The 898-nt window shown below is 23.7% G+C and carries 1 protein-coding gene; it reads left to right on the top strand.

The features are described from left to right. Positions 1–798, top strand: a 798-nt coding sequence (locus BGS40_RS00895) for a hypothetical protein (protein WP_096738236.1), incomplete at its 5' end; no start/stop codon positions are given. Positions 799–898 lie beyond the last annotated feature (100 nt).

Raw genomic sequence — 898 nt, 5'->3', positions numbered from 1 at the left:
ATCCAAGAAGCTTTACAATTTAAAGAAGCTAATGAAAATAAAGCAAGAGAAAATCTTAGTGCTTTAATCAAATGGAGTGAAAACGAAGGCAAGGAAGAATTAGAATATGCTAAGAATTTAAGCAAAGAAAACTATAATCAAGAAAAAGTTACACAAATGATTATTAAAAATCTTAAGATGATACAAGCTAGTATTGAAGATATGAAAACTTTAACCTCTTACTATCCTACAGAAGAAGATGTTGAGCTTATGAGACAAGCTGGACATGTTACAACAAATTCAAATACTGATATTATACTTTATCTTTTATACAATGAAAGAAATATCACAAATCATAAAACTTATTTTTTATTTGACAAGGAAAGATTTAAAATTTTTGAAGATTTTTTATTTTTTCTAAATACTCGTTTAGAAGAGGATTTTTTGCAAAAAGATATTCATAAGTTTGATAGCTTTGATGTAGTTAGAATTGGAATGTATATTAACGACCTAATTGGCTATAATTGTGCATTTACTGATATGTATTTGAGTGAATTTTCTCAAGATTATATTTGTGATTTAAATACCCCTAAAACTATGACAATTTTAAATGGTATGAGCAAAATTGATTTTACTTCTAATAGAATTTTATTATTTTTTAATAAAGAATTAGAAAAATATGCTTATACTGATGATAATAATTTAATAAAAAACCTTCAAAAATTGATCTATATTTTTAAAAAATTCAAACTTAACCAAAAACAAATCAATAAACTTAAATCCATACAATCCAAACTAAAAGAATGCACAAATGAATGAGATAGAACTTAACACTCAAAATAAAACCTTAAACGAAACAGAAAAAGACACAAAAACTATTTTTAAAATATCAAGGAATATAAATGAAAAAACCTTTTTA

Origin of the sequence: Campylobacter sp. 107 (assembly GCF_002383835.1) — a bacterium.
GTDB lineage: Bacteria > Campylobacterota > Campylobacteria > Campylobacterales > Campylobacteraceae > Campylobacter_D > Campylobacter_D jejuni.
Note: the sequence above shows the minus strand (reverse complement) of the source record. Positions and strands in the feature narration are given on the sequence as shown.